Source organism: Pseudomonas sp. RC10 (genome assembly GCF_038397775.1).
Lineage (GTDB): Bacteria > Pseudomonadota > Gammaproteobacteria > Pseudomonadales > Pseudomonadaceae > Aquipseudomonas > Aquipseudomonas bambusae.
This window is the reverse complement of record NZ_CP151650.1, coordinates 5796319-5818763: the sequence shown is the minus strand read 5'-3', so window position 1 is coordinate 5818763 and position 22445 is coordinate 5796319. Positions and strand designations below refer to the sequence as shown.

Annotated in this window: 18 protein-coding genes; 10 read left to right on the top strand and 8 right to left on the bottom strand. The window is 59.5% G+C overall.

The genetic code is table 11. The annotated features are described in order from the left end of the window. Positions 1-53 precede the first annotated feature (53 nt). Genes AAEO81_RS26235 through AAEO81_RS26225 form a run of 3 tightly spaced genes read left to right on the top strand, consistent with a single transcriptional unit; the run spans position 54 to position 2684 of the window. Complete coding sequence (locus AAEO81_RS26235; RefSeq protein WP_341959888.1) at positions 54-1493, top strand: cytochrome ubiquinol oxidase subunit I; 1440 nt, start codon at positions 54-56, stop codon at positions 1491-1493. 3 nt (positions 1494-1496) lie between these two features. Further along, complete coding sequence (cydB, locus tag AAEO81_RS26230) at positions 1497-2504, top strand: cytochrome d ubiquinol oxidase subunit II (protein ID WP_341959886.1); 1008 nt, start codon at positions 1497-1499, stop codon at positions 2502-2504. Between the two features lie 12 nt (positions 2505-2516). Beyond that, positions 2517-2684, top strand: coding sequence for a DUF2474 domain-containing protein (locus AAEO81_RS26225; protein ID WP_341959885.1), 168 nt, complete (start codon positions 2517-2519; stop codon positions 2682-2684). A gap of 114 nt (positions 2685-2798) precedes the next feature. Here the strand turns inward: AAEO81_RS26225 and AAEO81_RS26220 are convergent, their stop codons facing one another. Both AAEO81_RS26220 and AAEO81_RS26215 read right to left on the bottom strand, forming a co-directional pair. Further along, positions 2799-3923, bottom strand: coding sequence for a methyltransferase (locus AAEO81_RS26220; RefSeq protein ID WP_341959884.1), 1125 nt, complete (start codon positions 3921-3923; stop codon positions 2799-2801). Between the two features lie 157 nt (positions 3924-4080). Further along, the gene (locus AAEO81_RS26215; RefSeq protein WP_256665454.1) at positions 4081-4305 is read right to left on the bottom strand and encodes a helix-turn-helix transcriptional regulator; all 225 of its coding nucleotides are present in this window, start codon (positions 4303-4305) and stop codon (positions 4081-4083) included. A gap of 358 nt (positions 4306-4663) precedes the next feature. Here AAEO81_RS26215 and AAEO81_RS26210 point away from each other — a divergent pair, with 358 nt between their 5' ends. Beyond that, positions 4664-5440, top strand: a complete 777-nt coding sequence (locus tag AAEO81_RS26210) for a ferredoxin--NADP reductase (protein ID WP_166598412.1) — start codon at positions 4664-4666, stop codon at positions 5438-5440. 171 nt (positions 5441-5611) lie between these two features. On the opposite strand, the gene mscL is transcribed toward AAEO81_RS26210, so the two are convergent. Continuing rightward, positions 5612-6061, bottom strand: coding sequence for a large-conductance mechanosensitive channel protein MscL (mscL, locus tag AAEO81_RS26205; protein WP_166598411.1), 450 nt, complete (start codon positions 6059-6061; stop codon positions 5612-5614). Positions 6062-6258: 197 nt separating this feature from the next. Here mscL and radA point away from each other — a divergent pair, with 197 nt between their 5' ends. After that, complete coding sequence (gene radA / locus AAEO81_RS26200; protein ID WP_166598409.1) at positions 6259-7629, top strand: DNA repair protein RadA; 1371 nt, start codon at positions 6259-6261, stop codon at positions 7627-7629. A 157-nt stretch (positions 7630-7786) separates the two neighbouring features. Here radA and AAEO81_RS26195 read toward each other — a convergent pair whose 3' ends face one another. Then, positions 7787-8155 (bottom strand): PilZ domain-containing protein, encoded by a 369-nt coding sequence (locus AAEO81_RS26195; protein ID WP_341959882.1) that lies wholly within the window; start codon positions 8153-8155, stop codon positions 7787-7789. Between the two features lie 193 nt (positions 8156-8348). On the opposite strand from AAEO81_RS26195, the gene AAEO81_RS26190 reads away from it, so the two are divergent. The 3 genes from AAEO81_RS26190 (at position 8349) to yjiA (ending at position 11753) form a co-directional block, all read left to right on the top strand. After that, positions 8349-10418 (top strand): carbon starvation CstA family protein, encoded by a 2070-nt coding sequence (locus AAEO81_RS26190; protein WP_341959881.1) that lies wholly within the window; start codon positions 8349-8351, stop codon positions 10416-10418. Positions 10419-10444: 26 nt separating this feature from the next. Then, positions 10445-10642 (top strand): YbdD/YjiX family protein, encoded by a 198-nt coding sequence (locus tag AAEO81_RS26185; protein WP_166598406.1) that lies wholly within the window; start codon positions 10445-10447, stop codon positions 10640-10642. 139 nt (positions 10643-10781) lie between these two features. Beyond that, positions 10782-11753: a GTPase gene (gene yjiA / locus AAEO81_RS26180; protein WP_341959880.1), complete on the top strand. Its 972-nt coding sequence runs from the start codon at positions 10782-10784 to the stop codon at positions 11751-11753. Positions 11754-11934: 181 nt separating this feature from the next. On the opposite strand, the gene glyA is transcribed toward yjiA, so the two are convergent. Next, positions 11935-13188, bottom strand: a complete 1254-nt coding sequence (gene glyA, locus AAEO81_RS26175) for a serine hydroxymethyltransferase (RefSeq protein WP_166598404.1) — start codon at positions 13186-13188, stop codon at positions 11935-11937. Positions 13189-13564: 376 nt separating this feature from the next. Continuing rightward, positions 13565-17299, bottom strand: coding sequence for an EAL domain-containing protein (locus AAEO81_RS26170; RefSeq protein WP_341964626.1), 3735 nt, complete (start codon positions 17297-17299; stop codon positions 13565-13567). A gap of 520 nt (positions 17300-17819) precedes the next feature. On the opposite strand from AAEO81_RS26170, the gene ettA reads away from it, so the two are divergent. Further along, on the top strand, positions 17820-19484 hold the full coding sequence (gene ettA, locus AAEO81_RS26165) for an energy-dependent translational throttle protein EttA (RefSeq protein ID WP_166598403.1): 1665 nt from the start codon (positions 17820-17822) through the stop codon (positions 19482-19484). 87 nt (positions 19485-19571) lie between these two features. On the opposite strand, the gene AAEO81_RS26160 is transcribed toward ettA, so the two are convergent. Together AAEO81_RS26160 and AAEO81_RS26155 are read right to left on the bottom strand one after the other, a co-directional pair. Further along, a complete protein-coding gene (locus AAEO81_RS26160) occupies positions 19572-20069 on the bottom strand; it encodes a GreA/GreB family elongation factor (protein ID WP_341959878.1) in 498 nt (165 codons plus the stop codon). 90 nt (positions 20070-20159) lie between these two features. Continuing rightward, positions 20160-20519 carry a hypothetical protein gene (locus tag AAEO81_RS26155; RefSeq protein ID WP_341959877.1) on the bottom strand — a complete coding sequence of 120 codons (360 nt, stop codon included), beginning with the start codon at positions 20517-20519 and terminating at the stop codon, positions 20160-20162. A gap of 230 nt (positions 20520-20749) precedes the next feature. Here AAEO81_RS26155 and AAEO81_RS26150 point away from each other — a divergent pair, with 230 nt between their 5' ends. Continuing rightward, positions 20750-21958 (top strand): multidrug effflux MFS transporter, encoded by a 1209-nt coding sequence (locus tag AAEO81_RS26150; protein ID WP_341959876.1) that lies wholly within the window; start codon positions 20750-20752, stop codon positions 21956-21958. Positions 21959-22445: the final 487 nt, after the last annotated feature.

Here is a 22445-nt window from a genome sequence, read left to right as displayed (position 1 = left end):
CGCTGAAGGCCCCGTGTGTCTGCAGCCGGTTTCACCTGATTAGAGGAAGACCTATGTTCGGTTTAGAGGCACTCGATCTCGCCCGAATTCAGTTTGCGTTCACTGTTTCGTTCCACATCCTGTTCCCTGCCATCACCATCGGTCTGGCGAGTTTCCTCGCGGTGCTCGAAGGCCTGTGGCTCAAGACGCACGATGACACGTACCGAGATCTCTACCATTTCTGGTCGAAGATATTTGCCGTCAACTTTGGCATGGGCGTGGTCTCCGGGCTGGTCATGGCGTACGAATTCGGCACCAACTGGAGCCGATTCTCCGATTTCGCTGGCGCGATCACCGGGCCGTTGCTGACCTATGAAGTGCTGACCGCCTTCTTCCTCGAAGCCGGATTCCTGGGTGTCATGTTGTTCGGCTGGAACCGCGTGGGCCGTGGCTTGCACTTCTTCGCGACCGTGATGGTGGCCATTGGCACGCTGATTTCCACCTTCTGGATTCTCGCCTCCAACAGCTGGATGCAAACCCCGCAGGGCTTCGAAATCGTCGATGGCCGGGTGATTCCGGTGGACTGGCTGGCGGTGATCTTCAACCCGTCATTCCCCTATCGCCTCATGCACATGGCCATTGCAGCGTTCGTCGCGACTGCCTTCTTCGTTGGCGCCTCGGCCGCCTGGCACTTGCTGCGCGGCCGTGACAACCCGGCCATCCGCCGGATGCTGTCGATGGCGATGTGGATGGCGCTGATCGTGGCGCCGATTCAAGCAGTGGTGGGCGATGCCCATGGCTTGAACACGCTGGAGCACCAGCCTGCCAAGATCGCGGCCATCGAAGGACATTGGGAAAACGTGGGCAACGAGCCGACGCCGCTCATCCTGTTCGGCATTCCGGACATGAAAGAAGAGCGCACCAAATACGCCATCGAGATTCCGTACCTCGGCAGCCTGATCCTGACCCACAGCCTGGACAAACAGATCCCGGCGCTGAAGTCGTTCCCGCCTGAGGACCGCCCCAATTCGCTGATCGTCTTCTGGTCGTTCCGGGTGATGGTGGCGCTGGGCATGCTGATGATCTTCGTCGGCCTGTGGAGCGCGTGGCTGCGCTGGCGGGGCGGGCTGTACACCAACCGCCTGTTTCTGCGGCTCGTGATGTGCATGGGGCCTGCCGGTCTGATCGCGATGCTGGCGGGCTGGTTTACCACGGAAATCGGTCGTCAGCCGTGGGTGGTCTACGGGCTGATGCGCACCGCCAACGCCTCGTCTAATCACAGCGTGGGCCAGTTGACCCTGACCCTGGTGCTGTTCGTCGTGGTGTATTTCATGCTGTTCGGCACGGGCTTCGGCTACATGATGCGCCTCGTGCGCAAAGGGCCGAAGACCCATGAAGGAGCCGACACGCCACACGGCGGCCCCGGCCAGAAACGCACTCCAGCACGTCCTCTCTCCGCCGCCGACGAAGGCAGCGAAGAAAGCCACAAAGACAGCCTGCGGGAAGGGAACTGAGCCATGGGTATCGATCTTCCACTGATCTGGGCCGTGATCATCATCTTCGGCATCATGATGTACGTCGTCATGGACGGCTTCGATCTGGGTATCGGGATTCTCTTTCCCTTCATGAAGGACAAGACCGACCGCGACGTGATGATGAACACCGTTGCGCCGGTCTGGGACGGCAACGAAACGTGGCTGGTATTGGGCGGCGCCGGATTGTTTGGTGCGTTTCCACTGGCCTATTCGGTAGTACTGGAAGCCTTATACCTGCCGCTGATCCTGATGCTCATCGGGCTGATTTTTCGCGGTGTGGCCTTCGAGTTCCGCTTCAAGGCGACCGACGCCAAACGCCATCTCTGGGACAAAGCGTTCATTGGCGGCTCGCTGGTGGCGACGTTCTTCCAGGGCGTGGCGCTGGGCGCGTTCATCGACGGGATTCCGGTGGTCAACCGTGCCTATGCGGGCGGCGGGCTGGACTGGTTGACGCCGTTTTCGCTGTTCTGCGGCCTGGCGCTGATCGTGGCCTACGCCCTGCTTGGCTGCACTTGGCTGATCATGAAAACCGAAGGCGCCTTGCAGAAGGCGATGCACGATCTGGCGCGACCGCTGGCACTGGCAACCCTGGTGGTGATGGGCATCGTCAGTCTGTGGACGCCGTTGGCGCACCACGAAATCGCTGACCGCTGGTTCAGCCCTTCGAACCTGATCTGGTTCATGCCGGTTCCGGCGCTGGTGCTGGTGACGATGTACGGGCTGTTCAAGGCGGTGGAACGCAACGCGCATTACACGCCGTTCCTGCTGACGCTGGTGCTGATTTTCCTCGGCTACAGCGGCCTGGGCATTAGCCTGTGGCCTAACATCATCCCGCCGTCGATCTCGATCTGGGACGCCGCTTCGCCACCGCAAAGCCAAGGCTTCATTCTGGTCGGCACGCTGTTCATCCTGCCGTTCATCCTCGGGTACACCTTCTGGAGCTACTACGTGTTTCGCGGCAAAGTCACCCACGAAGATGGTTACCACTAAGAGGGCATGACGATGAGCACCAAGGGGTCTCTGGGTGAAGACGACGGGGCGGAGAAAAAGCCGCTCTGGCAGCGACTGGGCTGGCTGGTGGTGATTTGGTCAGGCAGTGTGCTGGCGCTGTTCGTCGTCGCCACGTTGTTGCGGATGTTCATGACCGCGGCGGGGATGAAAACCCACTGAGTTTTCAGCCATTTCACCTCTGTAGGAGTGAGCTTGCTCGCGATGCGGTGTGCCAGACCCATTACAGTGAAAGGTCTGCCGCAATCGCGAGCAAGCTCACTCCTACAGGGACTGCTACTTCCGGGCCTTGAGAATCACGAACTTTGGCGTAGCCGCCACCTGTTCCACGCCCCGAAACAGTCGCGCCAGCTTGGCGTGATACCCCAAATGCCGATTGCCGACGATGTACAGCGCGCCGCCGGTGACCAGCGCCGAACGCGCTTGCTGAAACATGCGCCAGGCCAGAAAATCCCCCACCACTTGCTGTTGGTGAAACGGCGGATTGCACAGCACCACGTCCAGCGAATCCGGTTCCTGCCCTGCGAGGCCGTCAGCGGCACGAATCTCCACCTCACGCTCACCCAACGCCAGTTGCCAGTTTTCCTGAGCGGACTGCACGGCCATGAACGACTCATCCACCAGCGTGTACTGCGCGTCAGGGTTGGCCAGCGCACTGGCAATCGCCAACACGCCGTTGCCGCAGCCGAGGTCCGCGACACGGGCCGAACCGAGGCCGGTCGGCAGGTAAGGCAAGAAGGCGCGGGTGCCGATGTCCAGACCGTCGCGGCAGAACACGTTGGCGTGGTTGATCAGTTCGATTTTCGGTTCGTCCAGCGTGTAGCGGGTCGGGAACGGGGAGGGCTGATAGTCTTTCGGCTCGGGTGTGCAGAACAGCAGGCGCGCCTTCTTCACTGCCAACGACGCCTGCACCGGCCCGATGTAATCCTCCATGAGCTCACCCGCCGAGCGCGGCAGGTGTTTGATCATGCCTGCAGCCACTACCTTGGCGTCCGGCGCCAGTTGGCCTTGCAGGCGAATCAGTTGTTCCTCCAGCAAAGCCAGGGTTTTCGGGACGCGGATCAGCACCCAGTCGAACGGGCCTTGCAGCGGTTCACTGGCTGGAATCACCGGCACGGCGTCGTAGGCCTGACCATTGCGCACCAGGTTCTTTTCCAGCGCCTGTACGCCGAGGAATGAATCCGCGCTGCTGAACACTGCCGCGTGGGGCGCCAGGCTGGCGGCCAGTGCGCCAAAGTTGTCGTTGAGGATCAGCACGCGGGTTTGCAGCGTCAGGCCATGCTCGGCGAGGTGGTTGAGCAAGTATTCGTCAGCAGCGTCGAACGCCTGCAGCGGTTCATCCGACTGCTCCGGCTGGCGAATCAGGTCGAGCTGGGCGAAAGGCGTGGTAAGCAGGGGCATGTGCTGGGAATTTCCGTTCGTTGGCACGCGATGAGCGGCGAAGCGCAGGTGACCGATGCACCTTTGCCACCTGACTCGCGAAAGCCGCGATTTTACGTGTTTTTCTCGCGGCCTGGCACCCGGCCTTTTCAGTAAAAACGAGTGGGTATCGGGCGCCTCACGACTGAAATACCCCATGCAGAGCGGCTTGAACCACCGCCGAGGTCTTGTTGCTGACTCCCATTTTTCGAATGGCGCTGCCGATGTGAAAATTCACGGTGCGGATTTTGACGTCCAGAATCATCGCGACCTCGGCTGCGGTCTTGCCTTCTGCCGACCATTTGAGGACTTCGATTTCCCTAAGCGTCAATCCGCTGTGCAGCAAGGCGACGGCTTTGCTCATCTGTATCAGGTCCAGTCTCAAGTGTTCCATCACTAGCCTCCATGCCCGATCAAAATTGAATGCCGTTTTAATGGGAGTCTAGGTAAGGAATCCTTAGGTGATTTCTACCCTCGAGCGTGAGGCTGACGAGTGGGGAGTGCTTCTTCTTTTGGCGGATTTGGCAACGCATGTGCAATCAACCGGTTACGCGTTGCCCCCTCTGTTCTGAGCGCTAACCGCGATAACCCCCATCGCAAAATGCTCTAAAACGCTTCGGGTGGCGCCGAGCGGGATACCACTACAAACCCACGGTGTTTATCGAGGCCGGTTTGCGGGAAACTGGGCGCACTTGATTGAGTGACAGGAGCCAGGAGCGCCCATGACCGCCAGTGCAGAAAAATTCACCCGGCAGACGCTGCTCGACGTGACCCCCTTGACCCCCAGCCTGTTCACCCTGCGCACCACGCGCGATCCGGGTTTTCGCTTCGTCGCAGGGCAATTTGCGCGGCTGGGCGTGACCAAGGCGGACGGCAGCACGGTGTGGCGGGCGTATTCGGTGGTGTCGTCGCCCTTCGACGAGTTTCTCGAATTCTTTTCCATCGTCGTACCCGGTGGCGAGTTCACCAGCGAGCTGAGCCGGTTGCGCGAGGGCGACACGCTCATGGTTGAAAAGCAGGCGACGGGCTTCCTGACGCTGGATCGCTTCAACGATGGCCGGGACCTCTGGATGCTCTCGACGGGCACGGGCGTGGCGCCGTTTCTGTCGATCCTGCAAAACTTCGAAGTGTGGGAAAAGTTCGAGCGCATCATTCTGGTGTACAGCGTGCGCGAGGCCGCAGAGCTGGCGTATCAGGAACTGATCGCCGAACTCACTCAACGGGAATACCTGGCCGAGTACGCCCACAAGTTTCAGTTCATCGCCACGGTGACGCGTGAAGCGCATCCCGGCGCGCTCAATGGCCGGATCACGACGCTGATCGAAAACGGTGAGCTGGAAAAGGCGGCGGGGGTCGAGCTGTCGCCTGAACATTCACGGGTGATGATCTGCGGCAACCCACAGATGATCGACGACACCCGCGCCTTGCTCAAAACCCGCGACATGCGCCTGGCCCTGACCCGCAAGCCGGGGCAGGTGGCGGTGGAGAATTATTGGTAGGGATGTACGCACGGTCTTTGAGGCGAACGATATTTTGTGGAAGCGAATTTATTCGCGATGCGGTGTATCAGCCGATGAAATTCCATCGTTTGTACCCACGTCTCGCGAATGAATTCGCTCCCACAGATGATTCAGCAGGTCGTGTGACCGATGTCAGGCAATGTTGAGGGGTTAAACCAACCGATCAGGATTCACCGGCAGTGGCGCGGCAGGCTTGTTGTTCTGCTCTTTCAGCAGGTCACGAATCTCGGTCAACAGGGTTTCCTGTGGAGTAGGCGCAGGCGGAACCGAAGGGGCCTTGGCTTCTTCACGTTTCAGGCGGTTGATGGCCTTCACGCCCATGAAAATCGCGAACGCCACGATGATGAAGTCGATCACGGTCTGAATGAATTTGCCGTAGGCCAGCACCACCGCCGGTGCCGTGCCCTCGGCACCTCTGAGGGTGATCGCCAGGTCACTGAAGTCCACGCCGCCAATCAGCAGCCCCAGGGGCGGCATGATTACATCGCCGACGAACGACGAAACGATCTTGCCGAATGCCGCGCCAATAATGATACCGACGGCCATATCGACCACGTTTCCTTTGACGGCAAAGGCTTTGAACTCGCTTAGTACGCTCATGGTGTATTCCTTTGTTACAGATGAGGGTGGTGAATGCAGTGTATGTCAGCTACCTGCATCTCGCGTAATCCATTCAATCGACCGGCTTTGGCCCTGTTAGTTTTACTGAATCGTTCAGAAAGGTGTCTGCCCTGGCCATCCCGGGCGGGCGTTCGAGGCATGGGGTATGATTGCCCCTTTTTTGCGGCGGGGGTTCCATGGCCAAGGCCAAACGCATGTATGGCTGCACCGAGTGCGGCGCGACCTTTCCCAAATGGGCCGGGCAATGCGGCGAATGCGGCGCCTGGAATACGCTGACCGAAACCATGATCGAAAGCGGTGGCGCAGCAGCCCCGGCAGGGCGTGGCGGTTGGGCCGGGCAGCAGGCACAGATCAAGACCCTCGCCGAAGTCAGCGTTGAAGAGATTCCGCGTTTTTCCACCAATTCTGCCGAACTCGACCGCGTGCTCGGCGGCGGTCTGGTGGACGGCTCAGTGGTGTTGATCGGTGGCGACCCCGGCATCGGTAAGTCGACGATCCTGCTGCAAACCCTCTGCGCCATCGCCGAACGCATGCCCGCGCTGTACGTCACCGGCGAGGAATCGCAACAGCAGGTCGCCATGCGCGCCCGCCGTTTGAGCCTGCCCCAGGACAAACTGCGGGTCATGACCGAAACCTCCATCGAAACCATCATCGCCACGGCCCGCGTCGAACAGCCGAAGGTCATGGTGATCGATTCGATCCAGACCATCTTCACCGAGCAGCTGCAATCGGCGCCCGGCGGCGTGGCACAGGTGCGGGAAAGCGCGGCGCTGCTGGTGCGTTACGCGAAACAGAGCGGGACGGCGATCTTTCTCGTCGGCCACGTGACCAAAGAGGGCGCACTGGCCGGCCCTCGCGTCCTCGAACACATGGTCGACACCGTGCTGTATTTCGAAGGCGAATCGGACGGACGTTTGCGTTTGCTACGGGCGGTGAAAAACCGTTTCGGCGCCGTCAACGAGCTGGGCGTGTTCGGCATGACCGACAAGGGTCTGAAAGAAGTCTCGAACCCGTCGGCGATTTTTCTGACCCGTGCACAGGAAGCGGTCGCAGGCAGTGTGGTCATGGCGACGTGGGAAGGCACTCGCCCGATGCTGGTCGAGGTGCAGGCGCTGGTGGATGACAGTCACCTCTCTAATCCACGTCGCGTGACGTTGGGGCTGGATCAGAACCGGCTGGCGATGCTATTGGCGGTCCTGCACCGGCATGGCGGGATTCCAACGCACGATCAGGACGTTTTTCTGAACGTGGTGGGCGGGGTGAAAGTGCTGGAAACGGCATCGGACCTCGCGTTAATGGCGGCGGTGATGTCGAGTCTTCGCAACCGGGCGTTGCCGGGAGACTTGCTGGTGTTTGGCGAAGTGGGGCTGTCGGGCGAAGTGCGCCCTGTGCCGAGCGGCCAGGAGCGTTTAAAGGAAGCGGCCAAGCACGGCTTCAAACGCGCCATCGTGCCCAAGGGCAATGCCCCGAAAGAATCGCCACCGGGGCTGACCGTGATAGGCGTGACCCGGTTGGATCAGGCGTTGGATGCGTTGTTTGAGGAATAAAAGACGATCAATCCAGCTCGTCAGACGTACGTAATACCTGTGGGAGCGAATTCATTCGCGAGACATCGGCGCAATCGATAGAAATGTGTCAAATGTACCGGCCAATCGCGAATAAATTCGCTGCCACAGGGTTCAAGGTTATTCAGGTCTGGCAGCGTCACACCTCAATCAACGCCGCCAATTCCCGCTCCAGTTCGGCATGATCCGCCAAATTCAGCTCAATCAGCCGCCGTAAATGCGTCACCGAATCCAGCCCGATGTGCTCACACACGAACCCCAGATGATTATGGTCGTCGTGGGTCAGCCGCACTTCCATTCGCACATCGATGTCGACGTTGAGGTGAATGTCGACAAGAAATGGTTCGTCCGGGTTGCCCTGCCACGGCAATGGCCGTTCGATGAGCAGTCCTTTGAGCGACAGGTCGATCAGGTGCACCGGCCAGCTTTTTGGGCCTTGGGTCAGTTCGGTCTTGGCATCGAACGAGATACGTTTAAAACGACGACGGTCTTCGTGGGCATCTGTCATGACGCGACTTCTCCTAGGCTCTGGCGGCCAGGTTTCATGGACCCGAGCGCCGATCATTCCGCCCCGAGGGCGACAGCTGCTCTGACTATAGGCCAAATCCCGCGCTAGACCATCGTGGGGGGTGGCCTTTCGCTCCAGCAGCGCTAAACTCTCGTTGCTGCTCAAAACACGTCCACTCTGCTGGAACTCAAAAATGAAAAATAATAATAGTCTGCTGCGCCATGTGCCCTGGCTGATCGTTGCGATTCTCGGGGCCTGGGCCCTTGGAGTGGTTGCATTGCGTCGGGGAGAAGCCATCAACGCACTCTGGATCGTGGTCGCCGCGGTCGCCATCTATCTGGTCGCTTATCGCTACTACAGTTTGTTCATCGCCAGCCGCGTCATGCAGCTGGACCCGACTCGGGCCACCCCTGCGGTGCTGAACAACGACGGTCTGGACTACGTTCCGACCAACAAACACATCCTTTTCGGTCACCATTTCGCAGCCATTGCAGGCGCAGGTCCGCTCGTCGGTCCGGTGCTGGCGGCGCAAATGGGCTACCTGCCCGGCACCCTCTGGCTGATCGCCGGTGTGGTCCTGGCCGGTGCGGTACAGGATTTCATGATCCTGTTCCTGTCCACACGCCGTAATGGCCGGTCGCTCGGCGACATGGTCCGCGAGGAAATGGGCCGTATCCCCGGCACCATCGCCTTGTTCGGCTGCTTCTTGATCATGATCATCATCCTCGCGGTGCTGGCGCTGATCGTGGTGAAAGCCCTGGCCGAGAGCCCTTGGGGCATGTTCACCGTCATGGCGACGATCCCGATCGCGATGTTCATGGGCGTCTACATGCGGTTCATTCGCCCGGGCCGCATCGGTGAAATCTCCATCGTCGGCGTTGTGCTGTTGCTGCTGTCGATCTGGGTCGGCGGTCAGGTGGCGGCCAGCCCTGAGTGGGCGCCGCTGTTCACCTTCACCGGCGTGCAGATCACCTGGATGCTGGTGGGCTACGGTTTTGTTGCGGCGATGTTGCCGGTCTGGCTGGTCCTGGCCCCGCGCGACTACCTGTCCACCTTCCTGAAAATCGGCACCATCATCGCGCTGGCGATCGGCATCCTGATTCTCGCGCCTGAGCTGAAAATGCCGGCCTTGACCCAGTTCACTGACGGCACCGGCCCGGTCTGGAAAGGCACCCTGTTCCCGTTCCTGTTCATCACCATCGCGTGTGGCGCCGTGTCGGGCTTCCACGCGCTGATCTCTTCGGGCACCACGCCGAAGCTGCTGGATAACGAAGTCAATGCCCGTTACATCGGCTACGGCGGCATGCTGATGGAGTCGTTCGTGGCCATCATGGCCATGGTCGCTGCCTCGGTCATCGAGCCAGGCGTGTACTTCGCCATGAACAGCCCTGCCGCCATCGTTGGCGGTGATGTCAACGCTGTCGCGCAAATGGTCAGCAGTTGGGGCTTCGTGATCACGCCGGATCAACTGGTGGCGACCGCCAAAGACATCGGCGAGAACACCATCCTGGCCCGTGCCGGTGGCGCGCCAACATTGGCCGTGGGTATCGCGCAGATCCTGCACCAGGCGTTCCCGGGCCAGAACACCATGGCGTTCTGGTACCACTTCGCGATTCTGTTCGAAGCGCTGTTCATCCTCACCGCTGTCGATGCCGGTACCCGTGCCGGACGCTTCATGCTGCAAGACCTGCTGGGCAGTTTCGTGCCAGCTCTGAAACGCACCGAGTCCTGGACCGCCAATGCCATTGGTACCGGTGGTTGCGTGGCGTTGTGGGGTTACCTGCTGTATCAAGGCGTGATCGATCCGCTGGGTGGTATCAACACCTTGTGGCCGCTGTTCGGCATCTCTAACCAGATGCTGGCCGGGATTGCGCTGATGCTGGCGACCGTTGTGCTGATCAAAATGAAACGTCAGCAATATGTCTGGGTGACCATCCTGCCAGCCTCTTGGCTGCTGATCTGCACCGTGACCGCAGGCTTCATCAAGCTGTTCGACCCAAGCCCTGCCGTTGGCTTCCTGGCCCTGGCCAAGAAATACAGCGCAGCGGCCGATGCAGGCCAGATACTCGCCCCGGCGAAAAGCGTCGAGCAGATGCAGCACGTGATCTTCAACGCGTACACCAACGCGGCGCTGACCTCGCTGTTCCTGTTCGTGGTGTTGAGTATCCTGTTCTACGCGATCAAAGTCGGTCGCGAAGCGTGGGTCAAGAAAGAGCGTACCGACAAGGAAGCGCCGTTTCAGGCCTTCCCTAAAACCCATTGAGTACGCTGTGAGGCGAGGAGCTGCACATGTTCAATGACCTGAGTCGTCTGGGTAAATATCTGGGTCAGGCTGCGCGCTTGATGGTCGGCATGCCGGACTACGACAACTATGTCGAGCATATGCAGAACACCCACCCCGACAAACCGGTGATGTCGTACGAGGCGTTCTTTCGGGAACGCCAGGACGCGCGTTACGGTGGTAAGGGCGGGCCTAAGTGTTGTTGATCCGCTGATCGGTTAACACGTTCCTTGTAGGAGTGAGCTTGCTCGCGATGATGTTGTGCCAGACACGTTGATGTATCTGACACAATGCCATCGCGAGCAAGCTCACTCCTACAGTCATTTTTGTGCTGGAGATTTTGCTGTGTTCACACCCATCCCCGTCACCGTACTGAGCGGCTTTCTCGGCGCGGGCAAGACCACGTTGCTGCGTCACCTGCTCAAGGAAGAGCACGGCTTGAAGATCGCCGTGATTGAAAACGAATTCAGTGATGCCGGGGTCGATACCCAGTTGCTCGGCAGCGAGCCGGTGCAGGTGATGACTCTGTCCAACGGCTGCGTGTGCTGCACCATCCACACCGACCTGACCAAGGCGCTGGTTTTGCTGCTGGAGCGGCTGGACAGCGGCGAAATCAAGTTCGACCGTCTGGTGATCGAATGCACCGGCCTCGCTGACCCGGCGCCGGTCGCACAGACTTTCTTCATAGACGAAGAACTGCGTGAGCGTTACATCCTCGACGGCATCATCACGCTGGTGGACGCCGCCCACGCCGACACTCATCTGGAACAGACCATCGCCCAGGCCCAGATCGGTTTTGCCGACCGTTTGCTGGTGAGCAAGACCGATCTGGTGGACGAGGCCACGTTCAAGGCCCTGAGCGAGCGGTTGACCCGCATCAACCGCCGGGCGCCGATTCGCGTGGTCGAGCACGGCAAGATCGATCTGGCCGAACTGCTGGATGTGCGCGGCTTCAACCTGAACGCCGACGTCGGCGGCATGGTCCTGCGCCCGGCAGCCCCCGCAGGTCGTGGCATTGACCGGATCAGCAGTCTGGTCCTTCGCAGTGACAAGGCGCTGGACATCGACAAGCTCAGCACCTTCATGAACGACCTGCTGGAAGAGCACGGCAAGCAATTGCTGCGTTACAAAGGCGTGCTGAATATCGCAGGCGAAGACCGCAAGCTGGTGTTTCAGGGCGTGCTCAAGCTCTATGGTTTTGATTTCGACGTGGAGTGGGGCGCGGACGAGAAGCGTGAGAGCGTGATCGTGTTCATTGCCGACGATCTGCCAGAAGACAAGATTCGGGAAGGGTTTGCGAAGGTCGCGGCGCAATAAGGCAGTACGCCGAACCCTGTGGGAGCGAATTCATTCGCGATTCGGTCGTACAGCCGATAGATGTGTATTGGATGTACCGTCCAATCGCGAATGAATTCGCTCCCACAGGTTTGATCGCCGACCGTCAGACATAAAAAAGCCCGGCTCAAGCGCCGGGCTTTTTCACATCACACTATCGCTATCAAGCGCCGTAAACCGGCAGCTTGGCGCAGATGGCTTTGACTTTCTCGCGAACGCCGTCGATCACGGCTTCGTTGTTCAGGTCAGCCAGGATGTCGCAGATCCAGCCTGCCAGTTCCTTGCACTCTGCTTCCTTGAAGCCGCGAGTGGTCACAGCCGGGGTGCCGAAGCGCAGACCGGAGGTGACGAACGGGGAACGTGGATCGTTCGGCACGGAGTTCTTGTTCACGGTGATGAACGCACGACCCAACGCAGCGTCAGCGTCTTTACCGGAGATGTCCTGCTTGATCAGGGACAGCAGGAACAGGTGGTTCTCGGTCCCGCCGGACACCACGTCAAAACCGCGCTCGATGAACACAGCGGCCATGGCCTTGGCGTTTTTCACCACTTGTTGCTGGTAAGCCTTGAACTCAGGCTGCAGTGCTTCCTTGAAGCAGATCGCTTTGGCCGCGATAACGTGCTCCAGAGGACCGCCTTGACCGCCCGGGAACACCGCGGAGTTCAGCTTCTTCTCGATGTCAGCGTTGGCGCGCGCCAGGATCAGGCCTCCACGTGGACCGCGCAGGGTCTTGTGGGTGGTGGTGGTCACGACGTCAGCGAAAGGCACCGGGTTCGGGTAGACGCCCGCGGCGACCAGACCGGCCACGTGGGCCATGTCGACGAACAAGTAGGCGCCGACTTTGTCAGCGATGGCGCGGAAACGCGGGAAATCCAGCACTTGCGAGTACGCCGAGAAACCGGCCACGATCATTTTTGGCTTGTGCTCGACAGCCAGGCGCTCGACTTCGTCGTAGTCGATCAGGCCGTTGCCGTCGATGCCGTACTGAACGGCGTTGTACAGCTTGCCGGAGGACGAAACGCTGGCACCGTGGGTCAAGTGACCGCCGTGGGCCAGGCTCATGCCCAGAATGGTGTCGCCAGCGTTCAACAGGGCCAGGTAAACGGCGCTGTTGGCCTGCGAACCGGCGTGTGGCTGGACGTTGGCGTAATCAGCGCCGAACAGCTCTTTGGCGCGGTCGATGGCCAGTTGCTCGACGATGTCGACGTACTCGCAACCACCGTAGTAACGCTTGCCTGGGTAGCCTTCAGCGTATTTGTTGGTCAGAACCGAACCCTGGGCTTCCATGACGGCCGGGCTGGTGTAGTTTTCCGAGGCGATCAGCTCGATGTGCTCTTCCTGGCGCTTGGCTTCTTGTTCCATAGCGGCATACAGGTCGGAGTCGTACTTGGCGATAGTCAAATTACGGCTGAACATGGCGGTCCTCGGGGATCGGGCAGTAGAAAAGGGGGGCATTCTACAACATCACGTTTTATCTGGCATATGAAAGGCGGTCATGCGGCAGATGAGCGGGGTGCAGCTTCGAGCTTTGAGCCACAAGCCACAAGCCTCAAGCTACAAGCCTCAAGCCTCAAGCCTCAAGCCTCAAGCCTCAAGCCTCAAGCCTCAAGCTGATCGCGTAACGGCTTCTGTTTTTGACACGTGCGTTTATTTGCTTTGACCTTGAAGCACATTTAGTGCGAGCACCGCAGGCCTGCTTCTGCTCGCAGCTTGTAGCTTGTAGCTTGTAGCTTGTAGCTTGTAGCTTGTAGCTTGTAGCTTGTAGCTTGCAGCTCGAAGCTCGCGGCTGCTTCTAGTCCAGCATGAAGAGCGCGTCATTGCTGAACTGTGCTTCAAACCGCGCGGGAGGCATCGGGCGGCCGAACAGGTAGCCTTGCACCTCATCACAGCCATGCTCGCGCAAGAACTCCAACTGCTCGTAGGTTTCCACGCCCTCTGCGATCACCGCCAGGTTCAGGCTGTGGGCCATGGCGATGATGGCGCGGGCGATCTGCGCGTCTTGTTCACCCGAGGGCAAGCCGTCAACGAACGTGCGGTCGATCTTCAGCACATCGATCGGGAACTGCTTGAGGTAGTTCAAGGACGAGTAGCCGGTGCCGAAATCGTCCACCGCAATGCTCAGGCCCAGACGCTTGAGCCCGGCGAGAATCTGCATGGCCTCGCTGACCTCGCGCATCAGGATGCTTTCCGTCAGCTCAAGCTCCAGACAGGCCGGGGACAGGCCGGTCTCCTGAAGGATGTTGGCGATGCGCATGCCGAGCTGCCCATCGGAGAACTGACGTGCGGAAATGTTGACCGAGACTTTCGGCACGCGGACTTTAGCCTGGTGCCATTCGCGCAACTGGCGACAGGCTTCTTTGATGACCCATTCGCCGACTTCGACCACCAGCCCCAGCTCTTCGAGCACTGGAATGAAATCGCCGGGCGGCACCAGTCCGCGGGTCGGGTGACGCCAGCGCAGCAGGGCTTCGGTCCCGGTCAGGCGTTTGCCGTCGCCACTGAACTGCGGCTGGTAATACAGCGTGAACTCTTCCTGCTCCAGCGCATGGCGCAGGTCGCTTTCCAGCTCCAGACGCTCCAGAGCGCTGGCATTCATGTCCGCCTGATAGAACTGGAAGTTGTTCTTGCCGCGCTCTTTAGCGTGATACATCGCAGTGTCGGCGTTCTTCATCAACTGGCTCAGCTCATTGCCGTCCTGTGGACTCAGTGCGATACCGATACTCGCCGTCACGAAGAACTCGCGACCCTCCAGCACAAAGGGCTTCACCAGACTGGCGAGGATCTGCTCCGCCACATGAATGGCGCGGGTCAGCGCGGCTTGTTGCGTGGCGCCGGGTTGCAGCAGCAGGGTGAATTCGTCGCCGCCCATGCGGGCCACGGTGTCGTCTTCGGCCACACAGCCCAATAGCCGTGTGGCCATCTCCTTGAGCATGCGGTCCCCGGCGGCGTGACCCAAGGAGTCGTTGATCGGTTTAAAGCGGTCCAGATCGAGGAACATCAGCACGACCCAGGCGTGCTGGCGCTCGGCATGCTGCAAGGCGGTGTGCAGGCGGTCCTGGAACAGCGTCCGGTTCGGCAGGTGCGTCAGGGCGTCGTAATACGCGAGGCGATGAATGCGCTGCTCGCTGGCCTTGCGCTCGCTGATGTCGCTGAAGAAACACACGTAGCTGGCGAGGTCGCCTTCGTCGTCGAACACGGCCGTGATGCCGACCCAAGCGGGATAATGTTCGCCGTCCCGACGTTTCAGCCACAGTTCACCTTCCCAACTGCCGCGCTGATGCAGTTGCTTGAGGATATAGCCCATGTGGGCTTCCTGTTGGTCCTCAACGGTCAGCATCATCGGGAGCTGATCGAGCACCTGTGAAACGGCGTACCCGCTGACCCGACTGAATGCGTCGTTGGCCTGCACGATGTAGCCCGCAGGGTCGGTGATCAGGATCGCCGAGGTCGAGTGTTCGAACACCGTCGCCGCCATGCGCAGGTCTTTTTCCGCCCGGCGCTGCTGACTGATGTCACGGCCTACGCCGAGAATGCCTTCGAAGGCACCGGCCTCGTCCCACAACAACACCAGACGCAACTCGACCGGAATCTTGCGACCATCGGCCCGCAGACAGTCGAACAGATACAACTGCGTGGTCACCTCGTTGCGCAGCTCTGTCAGTGTCTCGGGCTTATTGAGCGCCTTGCCGATGCGGTTCAGCAGGGCCTGAAGATTCGCCAGTTGTTGAGGGTTGGCGATGATCGAATTCCAGCCGTTCTGCAGAATCCAGTCGGCGCTGTAGCCCAACACGGCGTTGACCGATGGGCTGACGTAGTTGGGGCGCAGCTTCTGATTGGTGGAGAAAATCACGTCGCTGATGCTTTCCGCGAGCATGCGATAGCGCTGTTCGCTGTCACGCAGAGACTGGCTGGCCTCGATCTGTTCAGTGATGTCCTTGGCGACGCCGATGATGCGCGTCACACGACCATTCTGGTCTGGCGCCAGGGCTTGTTCGCGGATATCAAAGCGCCGCCAGCGACCCTGGCGATCCCGGAAGCGCAACTGGCATTCCGTGAGGTCTCTGCGGCCTTCTTCAGTGCGGGTCAGGCGCAGTTGTTCATAAGGGTCGGTGTCATCCGGGTGCAGCAGAATTTCCCAGAAATACTCGCCCATCTGCTGCAAGTCTTCCTTGCTGTAGCCCAGGGTCTGGCCGAGATGGTGGTTGCTGTAGATCATGCGACGGCTGACGACGTCCTGCACGTAGAGGTGATCGGGAACCGTGCGCACCACGTCCGACCAAAAGCTTTCGCGCTCCAGCAGCGCCAGCTCGGTCTGTTTGCGGTTGGTGATGTCGTTGATGTTCAGGATGACGGCGTTGAAGTCTTCGGGCTGCTCGGGCAACCGAACCACCAGCCAGAGGTGATGATCCTGGCCATCGGCGTTGGGCAGCACAATCTCCAGTTCCAGTTGAGGCTGGCGATCCAGCACCGCGCTGATCAGTTGCACACCGATGCCGTTGCGCGACCGTGGGCAACCCTCGATCAGTTGCTGCCAGACACGCGCCGAGGAATCGGCATTGAGCAGCGTGGCCGCAACCTGGTTGACCTCGGTAATGCGTAGCTGATGCAACAGGCCGCTCAACTGGTCCGGATGGTTGATCAGGCGTTTGTGCAATTCATCGCTGGTGGTCAGTTGCAGGTGCTTCAAATAGTCCGGCAGACCGGACAAGTCCAGCACGCACAGCGCGACGCCGGTGCCTTCAAAGATGTCCTTGTAGCGGCGACGACTCTCGTGCAATTGCAATTGGCGGCGACGCAGGCTGCGCAGGGCCAGCAGCGGAAGGATCGAGCACAACAGCGCGATCAGGCATTTGGCGACGAGCGGGGCGATCAGCGCCTGACGGGTTTTGCTGGCGTCGAACAGACCGCGCAATTGCCAGTCGCTATTGGTCAGGGGTTCGAGGAGGACTGTCTGGGCCGCGCTGTCGGTCCGATTGTCGTCCGCAGGCTCCGCCTCATAGATGACGTGCTCGGTGGTGCGGTTCTCCAGCCGCCACGACGCGCGAAAATCCTGATCACTTTGCCGAGTCAGGTTTTTCATCACCTGCGGGTCGAGTCGGATGGCCCAATGGCATTCTTCCCGGTTTCCTGGCTGGCGTACGAACAGGTAGAGCGTCGAGCCGTCCGGTGAGTCAGCGTAGTAATAGGTGCGACCGTTGATGCGCTCGCGCTGTTCAGTCAAAAAACTGACATCTGCACTGTTGTTGGCGCTGTCGCTGAGAATATTGGCGTCTTCATCAAGCCACGCCACGCTGCGCATTCCCGGCAGTTCCAAGCGCAGGCGTTCCAGGGTTGCCGACCGTTGATCGGCCACGGGCGGTTCGCCTTTGGCGTCGTCCAGAATGTTGAGGGCCACCTGCGCACTGAGCGCCATGTTCAAGCTCAGACGATCGGCCAGCTGAATGCTGTAGTCCACGCTACGCTGGCGTTGGCGGTCCTGAGTCTGCTGAAATTGTTCGACCAGTTGCCATATCAACAGCGCGAGCATGAGCAGCACCAGCACTGCCAGCGCACCTTTGGGCGAGCTTCGAAAAGCTGCGGCCGTCGCGCTTTTGGGTGAGCGCAACGGGGAAGTGGGTGTTGGTGTGGACAAACTGGTGATCCTGACTGCTGGACTGAATCAGCGTGTGCGAAATGCACTATAAGCCTGACGCCCAAATGGCGGCTAGCATGACCTGAGTTGTGGCTAAGTGCCAGCCCTTAAGGCCCGCACGGTTTGCCCTCTCGACTGCATTCGGGTAGCTTTGCGCCACGCGCGATGTGCCCGAATCTGCAAGCCGGTTTTCTGCAAATGGCTGCAGTGCTTGCAAACTTTGCTCCAGCTTGACGACCGATACTCGGAAGTTTTGTCGCAACGCTTCTGTTCGTGCCTTATTCATTCAAGGCCCGGATGCGTCGCACGACAAGTCGCAACGCTAAATAAACGCTTTTTTTGCGACGGGGCACCGGGTTTGCGCGGCAAACCGGGCTCGCGCCTTTATTCACAGTCCTAACCAGGTTTTCATTCCATGGCTCAATACGTCTTCACCATGCATCGGCTGAGCAAAGTTGTTCCGCCGAAGCGGGAAATCCTGAAAAACATCTCCCTGTCGTTCTTCCCGGGCGCCAAGATCGGTGTCCTCGGCCTCAACGGCTCGGGTAAATCCACACTGCTGAAAATCATGGCCGGGGTCGACACCGAGTTCGATGGCGAAGCGCGCCCGATGCCGGAACTGAACGTCGGTTACCTGCCGCAAGAGCCGCAACTGGACCCGACCAAGACCGTGCGTGAAGTGGTCGAAGAAGCCGTCAGCGTGATCAAGGACGCTCAAGCGCGGCTGGACGAGGTTTACGCGGCGTACGCTGAGCCGGATGCCGACTTCGACAAACTCGCGGCCGAACAGGCCAAGCTCGAAGCCATCCTGCAGGCCAGCGATGGCCACAACCTTGAGCGTCAACTGGAAGTCGCCGCCGATGCGCTGCGTCTGCCCGCCTGGGATGCCAAGGTCGAACACCTGTCCGGTGGTGAAAAGCGTCGCGTGGCCCTGTGCCGCCTGCTGCTGTCGGCGCCTGACATGCTGCTGCTCGACGAACCGACGAACCACCTGGACGCCGATTCCGTTGCCTGGCTCGAACATTTCCTGCACGACTTCCCGGGTACTGTGGTTGCGATCACGCACGACCGTTACTTCCTGGACAACGTCGCCGGCTGGATTCTGGAGCTCGACCGCGGCGCGGGCATTCCTTACGAGGGCAACTATTCGGGCTGGCTGGAAGCCAAATCCGATCGTCTGGCCCAGGAATCCAAGCAGCAATCGGCCCACGAAAAAGCCATGAAGGAAGAACTGGAGTGGGTGCGCAAAGGCGCCAAGGCTCGTCAGTCCAAATCCAAGGCCCGTCTGCAACGCTTCGAAGAAATGCAATCGCAGGAATTCCAGAAGCGCAGCGAAACCAACGAGATCTACATCCCGGCCGGTCCACGTCTGGGCGACAAGGTCATCGAATTCAAGAACGTCAGCAAGGGCTACGGCGATCGCGTGCTGATCGACAACCTGTCGTTCTCCATGCCCAAAGGCGCCATTGTCGGCGTGATCGGCGGTAACGGTGCCGGTAAATCGACACTGTTCCGTATGCTCATGGGCAAGGAACAGCCGGATTCGGGTTCCATCGAAATCGGTGAAACGGTGCAACTGGCGTGCGTCGACCAGAGCCGTGACGACCTGGACGGCAGCAAAACCGTGTTCGCGCAGATTTCCGACGGCTCCGATCAGATCAAGATCGGCAACTACGAAATCCCGTCGCGCACCTACGTCGGACGTTTCAACTTCAAGGGCGGCGATCAGCAGAAGTTCGTGAAGGACTTGTCTGGTGGTGAGCGCGGTCGTTTGCATTTGGCGCTGACGCTGAAAGAGGGCGGCAACGTTCTGCTGCTCGACGAACCGTCCAACGACCTCGACGTCGAAACCCTGCGTTCCCTGGAAGAAGCCCTGCTGGACTTCCCGGGCGCCGCCATTGTGATCTCTCACGATCGGTGGTTCCTGGACCGTGTGGCGACTCACATCCTGGCGTACGAAGACGACTCGCAAGCAGTCTTCTTCGAAGGTAACTACACCGAGTACGAAGCCGACCGCAAAAAACGACTCGGCGATGCTGCTGCCCAGCCGCACCGTGTGCGTCACAAGAAACTGGCCTGATCTGTTCGGGTCGGTGTCATAAAAACGGAGCCTTCGGGCTCCGTTTTTTATCGGGAATGCTGCTTTTTTTTGTGGGAGCCTTGGACTTCAACCCTCTGCCTCGATCCGCACCACCTCAATCACCTGATCCCCTGCCGGGCGCCTCCATGTCAACTCATCGCCCACTTGCGCGCCCAGCAACGCCTTGCCCAGCGGGGAGGCCCAATTGATCAACTGAGCCGCGGCGTCGGCCTGATCCTCTCCCACCAACTGCACCCGTTGCTGACGATCATCCTCATCGGCGAACGTCACCCAACAGCCAATCTGCACCTTGTCGGTGGTGTTTGCCGCCGAGACCACTTGCGCGCTCTGCACCCGTTGATTGAAGTAACGCAGGTCACGCTCGATATCGGCCAGCCGCTGTCTGTCTGCCGCCTCGCCCAGTGCCGACTGCGTGCCGTGCTCTTCCTGCAACGCCGCGACGTGGGCTTGCAACTGAGCAAGCCCACGGGCGGTGACGTAATTGGGATGTGTGCTGACGTGACGCTCCACCGGCTGGCTGGCCTGCGCAGCGGCATGGTCTTCATTGACGAAGGCCCGACTCATGGCGTGCTCCCTTTCGTGACTGACTGCCTACGCGTTGGGCCATGTTGGCATCCCGTAAGTTTCGCGAAATGCCTGGCAGCGACACAGGCATCAGTGGGAGCGATAGGCCTTGGCGGCGTCCTGGGTTTTCTGTTGTTCCCAGGCTCGATCACGATCATTCCAGATGCTGTCCCGGCCCTGGTCCTGAACATTGCGATTCGCCAACTGGCCCTGACATTGATTGAAACCGTCGCTCCAGCCTTGCGCATAAATCGTATCGCGCAAATAACGCTGCACATCCTTTTTGTATTGCCCCTTCATGGGGTCGATGGATTGACGACCGCTGCCGCAACCATCCTGAAACCCGTCAGCGAAAGCAGGCGGATAGCCTTCAGACACTAACTGGTCGTGGGTAGACTGACATCCGGCGACCACTAAACAGCACCACAGCACAACCCAACGCGTATTCATTTCCGTATTCCTCGACTTATGTAAAAAGTCTAGAAGCGGATTCGTAAGTTATTTGTAAAAGGCGTGTGATAAATCCATTAACCGATGCTCGGTCAGCCCTGATTAGTTCCCGATTTCCGCCTGACGGCCGCCGTGGGTGAAAAAACTTCTGGTAATTTTTTTCTAGACAACCTGAAAAACAGCCAAGGTTGTTAAACTGCCGAGCTGCGTAAAACGGCTTAGGAAGATTGATGAACCTTAGAACGATCCTTATTCTCGGCGCCCTCAGCGCATTTGGCCCGATGGCCATCGACTTTTATCTTCCTGGCTTCCCCGCGATGGCGTTGGCATTCGGGACTGACGAGAAGCACGTCCAGATGACCCTGGCGTCTTACTTTCTCGGGCTGAGTATCGGGCAACTGGCTTACGGCCCGATTGCTGACCGTTTCGGGCGACGCATCCCGCTGCTGTTCGGAGTAGGGCTGTTCACGCTGGCTTCTCTGGCCTGCGCCTTTGCCCCTGGTCTTGAATGGTTGATCGCCGCCCGCTTCGTACAGGCCTTGGGCGGCTGTGCGGGGATGGTGCTTTCTCGCGCAATCGTCAGCGACAAATGCTCCCCGGTGCAGTCCGCCAAAGTATTTTCGCAACTGATGCTGGTGATGGGATTGGCGCCCATTCTGGCACCGATGCTCGGCGGCCTGCTGGTGAACGTCTACGGTTGGCAAGCCATCTTCCTGACGCTGACCCTGTTCAGCGCACTCACGGCGCTCGCGGTTGCGCTGGGATTGCCGGAAAGCATGCCCCCTGGGCATCCGCGCTTACCCCTTTCGGGCGCATTGGGGTCTTATTGGGCGCTGTTCGGCGACCGGATCTTCTTGGGCCACGCCTTGACCGGCGGGATTGCGATGGCCGGTATGTTCTCTTACATCGCGGGATCTCCTTTCGTCTTCATCAAACTGTATGGCGTTCCTGCTGAGCATTACGGCTGGTTGTTCGGCACCAATGCCGCAGGTTTCATCCTGGTGGCGCAAGTCAATGCCCGCCTCGTGGGGCGTTTCGGTCCGGCATGGCTGCTGTCCCGTGCGGTCTGGCTTTACTGCAGCGCAGCTGTCGTGCTGCTGACGATTGCCTCGCTGCACCCTCAACAACTGTGGCCGTTGTTGATTCCGCTGTTCGTTTACATTGCCAGCCTGGGCTGCATCATTCCCAATGCCTCCGCGTGCGCCATGGCCGGACAAGGCAAGCGTGCCGGAAGCGCGTCGGCTCTTCTCGGTTGCCTGCAATTCAGCGTGGCAGCGGGTGCTGCGTCGTTAGTCGGGTTTCTCCACGACGGCACCGCGGTGCCAATGGCGACCGTCATCACGCTGTGTGGTGTGTTGGCGGTAGGGTTGGCGATGGTGACCCGCCGCGCTCAGCAAAAACGTGATGCGGCGACGCCTCACGCCGACGTCCGCATCTGAACCCTGCCCTGCGACGCACGGCGCGTCGCAGTCAGGCGGCCCCGATCCAGAGTGTCGGACGTCTCCGAACCTGTTTGATCGTGTCCGGCGCGTAGAAGAATCGAAACTAATAGGTTGCCTTTTACTACTTTAAAAAAAGACATTTCTTACAGCTCCGCTTTTGTAAAAATAAAACAGCTGATTTTTCAATCAGAGAATCTCGTGGTCAGAGTTAGACTAGGGGATGTTTTTTTTGAGAGGTATCGGAGAGTTTGTTGTAGGCAATTACCGTGGTCGTCGGGTGAGACGTTTGCGTGAATCGGCCTGAAAGCCCCGCGAGTCGTGCATGTCGACGCTTGGTGAATGTTTGTTGGGCACGCCACACAGGGGAGCCTTTGCGTCACGTTTTGCTGACAATACTGACAAACTTCAGTATCAAGTATCCGCGAGCCGATTCTCTAGCGTGATGCAACGCTTATACTATGCCACCACTGTGAATCCGATTTAA

What these genes read in the sequence shown, in the direction of transcription:
- AAEO81_RS26235 (WP_341959888.1), top strand. Translation starts at nt 54, where the DNA reads ATGTTCGGTTTAGAGGCACTCGATCTCGCCCGAATTCAGTTTGCGTTC.
- cydB (WP_341959886.1), top strand. Translation starts at nt 1,497, where the DNA reads ATGGGTATCGATCTTCCACTGATCTGGGCCGTGATCATCATCTTCGGC.
- AAEO81_RS26225 (WP_341959885.1), top strand. Translation starts at nt 2,517, where the DNA reads ATGAGCACCAAGGGGTCTCTGGGTGAAGACGACGGGGCGGAGAAAAAG.
- AAEO81_RS26220 (WP_341959884.1), bottom strand. Translation starts at nt 3,923, where the DNA reads ATGCCCCTGCTTACCACGCCTTTCGCCCAGCTCGACCTGATTCGCCAG.
- AAEO81_RS26215 (WP_256665454.1), bottom strand. Translation starts at nt 4,305, where the DNA reads ATGAGCAAAGCCGTCGCCTTGCTGCACAGCGGATTGACGCTTAGGGAA.
- AAEO81_RS26210 (WP_166598412.1), top strand. Translation starts at nt 4,664, where the DNA reads ATGACCGCCAGTGCAGAAAAATTCACCCGGCAGACGCTGCTCGACGTG.
- mscL (WP_166598411.1), bottom strand. Translation starts at nt 6,061, where the DNA reads ATGAGCGTACTAAGCGAGTTCAAAGCCTTTGCCGTCAAAGGAAACGTG.
- radA (WP_166598409.1), top strand. Translation starts at nt 6,259, where the DNA reads ATGGCCAAGGCCAAACGCATGTATGGCTGCACCGAGTGCGGCGCGACC.
- AAEO81_RS26195 (WP_341959882.1), bottom strand. Translation starts at nt 8,155, where the DNA reads ATGACAGATGCCCACGAAGACCGTCGTCGTTTTAAACGTATCTCGTTC.
- AAEO81_RS26190 (WP_341959881.1), top strand. Translation starts at nt 8,349, where the DNA reads ATGAAAAATAATAATAGTCTGCTGCGCCATGTGCCCTGGCTGATCGTT.
- AAEO81_RS26185 (WP_166598406.1), top strand. Translation starts at nt 10,445, where the DNA reads ATGTTCAATGACCTGAGTCGTCTGGGTAAATATCTGGGTCAGGCTGCG.
- glyA (WP_166598404.1), bottom strand. Translation starts at nt 13,188, where the DNA reads ATGTTCAGCCGTAATTTGACTATCGCCAAGTACGACTCCGACCTGTAT.
- AAEO81_RS26170 (WP_341964626.1), bottom strand. Translation starts at nt 17,299, where the DNA reads ATGCTCGCGCTGTTGATATGGCAACTGGTCGAACAATTTCAGCAGACT.
- ettA (WP_166598403.1), top strand. Translation starts at nt 17,820, where the DNA reads ATGGCTCAATACGTCTTCACCATGCATCGGCTGAGCAAAGTTGTTCCG.
- AAEO81_RS26160 (WP_341959878.1), bottom strand. Translation starts at nt 20,069, where the DNA reads ATGAGTCGGGCCTTCGTCAATGAAGACCATGCCGCTGCGCAGGCCAGC.
- AAEO81_RS26155 (WP_341959877.1), bottom strand. Translation starts at nt 20,519, where the DNA reads ATGAATACGCGTTGGGTTGTGCTGTGGTGCTGTTTAGTGGTCGCCGGA.
- AAEO81_RS26150 (WP_341959876.1), top strand. Translation starts at nt 20,750, where the DNA reads ATGAACCTTAGAACGATCCTTATTCTCGGCGCCCTCAGCGCATTTGGC.